Genomic DNA, 7,347 nt, shown 5'->3' with positions numbered 1-7,347 from the left:
GCTCGCAGTTTCGTCGTTGTCACGCAAATTCTACTGGGTTACTGCTAACTTTTCATGTAAGTTAAACGGTATTTGGCAATGTTGTTCTTTGTAATGCTTTGAAATAGTTAGGAAAGTTACATAACAAAGCATTCAAGAGGGACAGTCAACGCTTGGCAGTTTTGGTTTGGGTGGGCATTTGAGGTTACGGCTGATTAGTTTAAGTTCGGTTGTTAGCGTTGCCTGCCCCTTAATGCGGCGTTAGGTTTCAGAGGAAGTTTCGTGGAAATAAAAGACATACTACCCATTTTAGGTGTCGCTATAGGCTGGTTTCTTAGTGAGGTGGCAGGGGCTGTTAAATCGAGAAATCTTCGTCGACGTTCAATGCGTAAAGCTATTACATCATTATATAAACTGAACTTTGAAATGCTCGAGGTTAAAGGCGTACAAGAATATACCAAAAACCTAAGCACAGAACTTAAGGATTGGGAACGTGGTCGACAGAGAGCTTTTTCCCAGTATGCAGACAACTCTCAAGAATTTGAAAAAGAGCTTGATGAAGCGGTAATGCTAGTGTCTGAAGAGTATCCATTGATCGCTGTAAAGCTAAGTCAATTTATCCGGAAGTATCGCTTTATTAAGACTAAGAGTCTTGATGGTTTCATTGATAAAGAAGCAATATATTTGCAGCTTTTAGCAGGGAATGAAACAGGTCAACTAGCTGCACAGTATGTTGTGGAAAATAGCTTATTGAAAGTGGCATTTAGAGTAGATTTCTGGCTTTGGTGTACCTTGAAACTGGATATCCGAAAGTTTAAAAAAGGTATAAAATCTGGAGACATGATTCACTCTAGTCAGGCTTTCAATAAGAAGAGTGGTAAAAAAGGAAAAGTAGAAGAATCAACGCAAAAAACCTAACAAAGCATTTAAGAGTGATTCGCAACGCTTGGCATTTTCGCTTCGCTCAAGTATAGCCAAGCGCCGCTCACACCTTAATGCGGCGTTATGCGACAGCCGCGTGTAAATGTTTATAGTAGTAATGATTAATATAATGGAGATAATGAATGAAATTACGTCAGTGGATAGTACCAACAATTCTACTTTGGGGAGTGAATTTTGATGCTCTGGCCGAAACGGAACTAGCTATAGATCCTCAGCAGATTGATAGTCGCAATTTTTATATTGGCGCAGATCTTAGTTTCTACAACAAAACAGAGCTTGAAGTTGCTGGCATTTCTATAGATGGAAAAGGTGATTTTGGAGATCTGGGCTATAACGCTGCTATTGGATACCAGTTTAATTTACACGATGTAGTGAAAATTGGTGTAGAAGGAGAATACCGAAGTTTTGGTAAGATAAATTATTATGAACAGCTAGATGTTAAAGGAAATGGTGCTTTTCTGAATGTAAAACCTAAATTTATTGTTTTAGGTGATTATGCTGACGTCTATGTGGCTCTTTTAGCGGGTATTGGTTCAATGGACATGGATGCTAAATTGACTAGTGAACCATCATCTTCTTACTCTAAGTCGGAAGTTGGCTATCAATTCGGGGCTGAGGTTGGGATTATATTCAATCCAGCCATTGATCTATACCTTGGTTATCGTTCTGCGCATGTTGATATAGATGATATAAATATTTCAATATCAAGTGGTTATGCTGGCGTTCGCTATCATTTTTAAAAATCGCATAACAAACGCTTTAAGAGGGACAGCCAACGCATGGCATTTTTACTATGCGTTGGTTCCCTGTGGTTACGATGTCATGCGGAAAGTGAGTAGTAGCGTTGGCTGCCCCTTAAGCGGGCGTTATGTAACCGTAAAGAAAAAGACCACAATACATTGAAAAGTAGATGTTTTTTATGATTGATCTGATTTCAATGTCGATTTTCTCTGAGTGGGTTTTGTGCATGTTGATTTAGTTTTCGGCTTCTTTGTTCTTCGAATCTTCAGTTTGTTGTTAATGATTCAGCTGGTTTGCGATAAGTTTGGTGGCAGTCATTTTTTCTTTGAACTAGGGCTCGCAGTTTCGTTGTTGCCACGCAAATTCTACTGGGTTACTGCTAACTTTTCATGTAAGTTAAACGGTATTTGGCAATGTTTTTCTTCGTAATACTTTGAAATGGTTAGCAAAGTTACATAACAAAGCATTCAAGAGGGACAGTCAACGTTTGGCAGTTTTGGTTTGGTTGGCATTTGAGGTTACGGCTGGCTAGTTTGAGCTCAGTGGTTTGAGTTGCCTGCCCCTTAATGCGGCGTTATGTTTTTCCGTAGAAAAAGGACACATCAGTGAAAATAGCGGTAATTTACTTTACTAAAACAGATGTTACAGGAAAGTTGGCGCAAGAAGTTATCAAAGGGATCTGTGGCGCAGAGCCGAATGCAGTTGTTCTTGAACATCGTATTGACGGAAAGGAAATTGTAGAGGGTCGATTTATCAACCCCACACTTTTCGAAAGTCTACTCGAATGTGATGCCATCATAATGGGCTCACCTACATATATGGGTGGCGTTTCTGCTCAATTCAAAGCATTTGCTGATGCAAGTAGTGAGTTTTGGAGTGAGCAAATGTGGTCAAGTAAAGTGGCGGCTGGTTTTACAAGTGGTAGCGCTCCGAATGGCGATCAATCAAGTACGCTAAATTATTTGGTTACTTTGGCAAATCAACACGGTATGTATTGGGTTGGCCTAGATTTGGCTCATGGTTATAAAGATCAAGGTTTAAATCGTTTTGGCTGCCAGCTTGGTGTTGTTTCTCAATCAGTTGATGGTGTTGCTGACGAGGTTGACTTACTTTCAGCGAAGTATTTAGGGCAGAGGGTTGTGGGTCTGGTTTCTAAACTTAAGCCCAAAACATAACAAACGCTTCAAGAGGGACAGCCAACGCGTGGCATTTTCACTATGCGTTGGTTTTTGTGATTACGGTGTTATGCGGTAAGTTGGTAGTAGCGTTGGCTGCCCCTTAAGCGGGCGTTATGTAACCGTAAAGAAAAAAGACCACAATGCATTGAAAAGTAGATATTTTCTATGATTGATCTAATTTCAATGTCGACTTTGTCTGAGCGAGTTTCATGCATGTTGATTTAACTTTCGGCTTCTTGTTCTTCGAGTTTTTTTCTCTGGCTTCAATGGTAAAGCGAGTTTGCGATAAGCTTGGTGGAAGTCACTTTTTTCTTTGAACTAGGTCTCGCAGTTTCGTCGTTGCCACGCAAATTCTACTGGGTTACTGCTAACTTTTCATGTAAGTTAAACGATATTTGGCAATGTTGTTCTTTGTAATGATTTGAAATGGTTAGCAAAGTTACATAACAAAGCATTCAAGAGGGACAGTCAACGCTTGGCAGTTTTGGTTTGGTTGAGCATTTAAGGTTACGGTTGGTTAATTTGAGCGCAGTTGTTTGCGTTGGCTGCCCCTTAATGCGGCGTTATGAGCTTTTACCATAATCAAGATCCCAGTACGCTGAGCAAAATTTCTTCTCAATAAAATCTATAAAAACTTTAACTTTCTCTGGCATGTGTCGTCTTTCTGGATACACAGCAAAAATGCTGTGATCTGGTAAGTTATAGGTAGTCAAAACTTGAACTAACTGACCTGTGTTGAGGTATTTCTGCACAATAAATGTAGGCATTTGACAAATCCCAAGTCCTTGTAAAAGCATCTCACATATAACATCGCTGTTGTTTACAATGAAATTCCCAGTAGGCTCAACCTTGAGCTTTTTATCGGCTTTTAAAAATGTCCACTCAACACCAGCTTGAAACAAGCTGTAGTAAATACAGTTGTGATTTTTCAGATCGTTTGGGGTATTGGGAATACCAGCTCTTTGTAAATACTCAGGTGCTGCACATACGACACTATTGCACTTAGCGAGCTTTCGTGCGATTAGGCTTGAATCTTTTAATTCTCCAATCCGAATTCCGACATCGTAAGCACCTTCAATCATATCAACAATTTTATCATCCATACTTAAAATTACTTTGATATCGGGGTACAGATCTAGGAACTCTTTTAGGTGGGGGACTAAGTGTAATCTGGAAAATGTCATTGGAGCATTAATCTTCAAGGTACCTTTGGGACTACCTTGGTTCAGTGTCGCTGCGGCAATCCCTTGTTGAGCTATATATACGGAGTTCCGTGCGTAATCTGAAAATTGTTCACCTGACTCAGTTAATGTCAATTTACGAGTACTTCGGTGAAATAACCTTGTACCAAGGTTATCCTCTAAACTAGACATACGTTTGCTAACCGCTGATTTAGTCATTCCAAGGCGTTCTGATGCCAATGAAAATGAACCAGACTCTACAACTGCTACGAATATCGGGATTGCGGAAAAAATCTCTTTCATAGGTGAGTTTTATTCAACTTAGTTGTGATAATGAGCCTATTATACTCCAAGTTGTTATTAATTATAATGCCCTCATCATAAGAGGAATATTTATGTTAAGACAAAGTGGTTTAGTTTTAGTCGCTATTTCTAGTGGTTTATTACTTGCATTAATGATTAGTGTTAATGCCGAATTAGCAGGTACTACGTCTGCTTTTCAAGCATCTTGGATTGCTCACGGGATTGGAGGCATTGCAGCATTGCTTCTTTATTCTATATTCAAAAAAAATGACAACAGTGTAAATCGACCAAACGTCAAGAAACAGTATTGGTTTGGTGGTGTTCCAGGCGCACTGACAGTGGTTTTTGCATCAATGACAGTACAGAGTTATATAGGCTTGACAGGAACTTTAGCGTTAGCACTCATTGGACAGTTTATTCTGTCATTACTTCTTGAACATTTTGGTTGGTTAAACCAACCAAAAGTTAAGATCACTATAGCTAATTTATTTCCCACATTATTAGTGGCAATAGGTTCAATTCTAATAATCTACGGTAAGGGTGGTATGCAATGGGATTTGTAATGTTAGGTCTTCTTAACGGATTTTTTATAACGCTAAGTCGAGTTTTGAATGGACAGTTAAGTATGCGTAATGGAGCATTCCATGCTTCATTCGTGAATCATGCTGTGGGTTTTGCCTCAATGTCCTTACTGTTTTTATTTATATCTGAGCCTCTGCAGGTATTACCTCAAGACCCAACTCTCTATATTGGGGGAGTTATTGGTGCGTTATATGTAGCAGTGAATAGTTTTGTTATGGTTAGACTTGGATCAACAAATTCAATAGTATTGGTTGTTGCTGGACAAATGCTGTTTGGGTTGTTTATCGAGGTCTATTTTTTCGGTTTTGAACAAGTTGGGGTGCAGTCTATTGGAGCAATTTTTATTGTTACTGGAGTTTTCCTCAAAGGACGCTTAGGTTTCCAAAACAAGTAAGAGCAATGTCTCCAGCGCGCTCATAACAAACGCTTTAAGAGGGACAGCCAACGCGCGGCATTTTTATAATGCGTTGGTTTTCAGTGGTTAAGGTGTTATGCGGTGAGTTGGTAGTAGCGTTGGCTGCCCCTTAAGCGGGCGTTATATTTCTCTTAAATTCAACGTGTTACAAATTTAAAAGTTAAATGGTAATGTGAGTGTTTTGCTGATTGATGATTTCTGGTTTCCGATAGCTCTTGGTTTGAACATATATATCAATGACTAAGAAAATTTATCGTTTAATCGCATTTGGTGGTTATTTCGATTGAGTTAACATTAATTTATTATTTATCTAATATTTGTCATTTAAATCAATTGGTAATATTTTATCGGTTATAAAATTATCTGCTTGTATTTCTGTACAAAAAAGTGATTTCAATTTACGTTAATCGATTGATTTTTAGCTAATTTTTAAAGGTTGTATGGTATTTCAGTAGCTGTATGTAACTGAAATATAACAAACGGTTCAAGAGGGACAACCAACGCGTGGCATTTTTATTATGCGTTGGTTTTTGTGATTACGGTGTTATGCGGTAAGTTGGTAGTAGCGTTGGTTGCCCCTTAACCGGGCGTTATGTTTACTTATATTTCAGTGGCTTAAAGTTTCTTCGATCTCTGTTCTTTGTCCCTTTGGCAGTTCGTTCGAGTTACTTCAGCAAATCGGCATTGTCGGCCCAAGTTCATGAATCACTCAGCCCGTAAAACATACTAATGTTCGTGGTTTGCTTCATTTTCGGGTCGTGGTGGCTGTGTTTTGTGTCACTGGCTTTAAGGCGCTTTGAGTGTATTTGCCAATTTGCATATCGGCTTGGCAGTTGCCTCGGCAATTTGCCATTGTTTTGCGCTGTGGTTGGAAAGAGAGGGCGCTTGTTGAGCGTTGGTTGGGTTGCCTCATTGGGCAGGGAAGTGGACTTACGCGTTTTATGTTCCGTGCATCTGGCGGCCAAGTGAGCTTTGTCGTGTGATTAGGCTCAGAAAATCCGGTCAATAATGCAGTTCTTTGCCAAATAAATCAGTCATTTGTGGTAAAACATAACAAACAATTCAAGCTGATTCGCAACGCTCGGCGCTTTCGGTTTCAATTTGTTTAGTGATTACGGTGAAGTGTTTGAGTAAGGTGGCAGCGTTGCTCACAACTTAATTGGGCGTTATGTGCCTAATAGTTTTCAACGTCTATATTACAAGGAAATCATATGTTTAGAGTCATATATGAGTGGCGAGTGCCAACTAATAAAATGGATGAATTTCAAAAGGTTTGGAGTTCTACAACTGACTCTATTCATGAGGGTGCTCTCGGCAGTTTTATGCTTCATTCCTTTGATAAACCTGAAAAGGTACTAACGATTGCTAAGTGGCGCTCTCGACAAGATTGGCAGTTATTTTGGGAAAATAGTAATCCTGAAAAAATGCAGAAAATGCGTGAAATCGCTGAACGAATTTCGGTGGAATCGTTCGACGAAATAGAAGATCGGAGTAAATAATGACCCCGGCACATAACAAACAATTCAAGCAGACCCTCAACGCGTGGCATTTTCGTTTTGCGTTAAGTTTAGTGGTTACGGTGCTGTGCGGAAAGTTGGTAGTTGCGTTTCGGGCTACTTAATTGGGCGTTATGTAACCGTAAAGAAAAAAAGACCACAATATATTGAAAAGTAGATTTTTTTATGATTGATCTGATTTCAATGTCGATTTTCTCTGAGTGGGTTTTGTGCATGTTGATTTAGCTTTCGGCTTCTTTGTTCTTCGAGTCTTCCGTTTTTTCTTAATGGTAAAGTGGGTTTGCGATAAGTTTGGTGGCAGTCATTTTTTCTTTGAACTAGGGCTCGCAGTTTCGTCGTTGCCACGCAAATTCTACTGGGTTACTGCTAATTTTTCATGTAAGTTAAACGATATTTGGCAATGTTGTTCTTTGTAATTCTTTGAAATAGTTAGCAAAGTTACATAACAAAGCATTCAAGAGGGACAGTCAACGCTTGGCATTTTTGGTTTGGGTGAGCATTTGAGGTTA

The 7,347-nt window shown here is 39.3% G+C and carries 7 protein-coding genes; 6 read left to right on the top strand and 1 reads right to left on the bottom strand.

From position 1 onward, the window contains the following. The first annotated feature begins 261 nt into the window (after nucleotides 1-261). The 3 genes from B7C60_RS00655 (at nucleotide 262) to B7C60_RS00640 (ending at nucleotide 2,837) form a co-directional block, all read left to right on the top strand. Nucleotides 262-897 (top strand): hypothetical protein, encoded by a 636-nt coding sequence (locus B7C60_RS00655; RefSeq protein ID WP_099609999.1) that lies wholly within the window; start codon nucleotides 262-264, stop codon nucleotides 895-897. 146 nt (nucleotides 898-1,043) lie between these two features. After that, complete coding sequence (locus B7C60_RS00650; RefSeq protein WP_099609998.1) at nucleotides 1,044-1,661, top strand: outer membrane beta-barrel protein; 618 nt, start codon at nucleotides 1,044-1,046, stop codon at nucleotides 1,659-1,661. Between the two features lie 606 nt (nucleotides 1,662-2,267). Further along, nucleotides 2,268-2,837 carry a flavodoxin family protein gene (locus tag B7C60_RS00640; RefSeq protein WP_000686204.1) on the top strand — a complete coding sequence of 190 codons (570 nt, stop codon included), beginning with the start codon at nucleotides 2,268-2,270 and terminating at the stop codon, nucleotides 2,835-2,837. 566 nt (nucleotides 2,838-3,403) lie between these two features. Here B7C60_RS00640 and B7C60_RS00630 read toward each other — a convergent pair. Then, the gene (locus tag B7C60_RS00630; RefSeq protein ID WP_099609997.1) at nucleotides 3,404-4,324 is read right to left on the bottom strand and encodes a LysR family transcriptional regulator; all 921 of its coding nucleotides are present in this window, start codon (nucleotides 4,322-4,324) and stop codon (nucleotides 3,404-3,406) included. A 92-nt stretch (nucleotides 4,325-4,416) separates the two neighbouring features. On the opposite strand from B7C60_RS00630, the gene B7C60_RS00625 reads away from it, so the two are divergent. The 3 genes from B7C60_RS00625 (at nucleotide 4,417) to B7C60_RS00600 (ending at nucleotide 6,820) form a co-directional block, all read left to right on the top strand. Beyond that, nucleotides 4,417-4,887, top strand: a complete 471-nt coding sequence (locus B7C60_RS00625; protein WP_099609996.1) for a DMT family transporter — start codon at nucleotides 4,417-4,419, stop codon at nucleotides 4,885-4,887. Then, nucleotides 4,875-5,300 carry a DMT family transporter gene (locus tag B7C60_RS00620; protein WP_099609995.1) on the top strand — a complete coding sequence of 142 codons (426 nt, stop codon included), beginning with the start codon at nucleotides 4,875-4,877 and terminating at the stop codon, nucleotides 5,298-5,300. The genes B7C60_RS00625 and B7C60_RS00620 overlap by 13 nt, the downstream gene beginning before the upstream one ends. Before the next feature lie 1,232 nt (nucleotides 5,301-6,532). Then, entirely contained in the window at nucleotides 6,533-6,820 is a 288-nt protein-coding gene (locus tag B7C60_RS00600; RefSeq protein ID WP_099609967.1) for an antibiotic biosynthesis monooxygenase family protein, read from the top strand. Nucleotides 6,821-7,347 lie beyond the last annotated feature (527 nt).

Source organism: Vibrio fujianensis, assembly GCF_002749895.1.
In the GTDB taxonomy this organism is placed as follows: domain Bacteria; phylum Pseudomonadota; class Gammaproteobacteria; order Enterobacterales; family Vibrionaceae; genus Vibrio; species Vibrio fujianensis.
The sequence above is the reverse complement of the archived record's forward strand: the minus strand, read 5'-3'. Positions and strand labels throughout refer to the sequence as shown.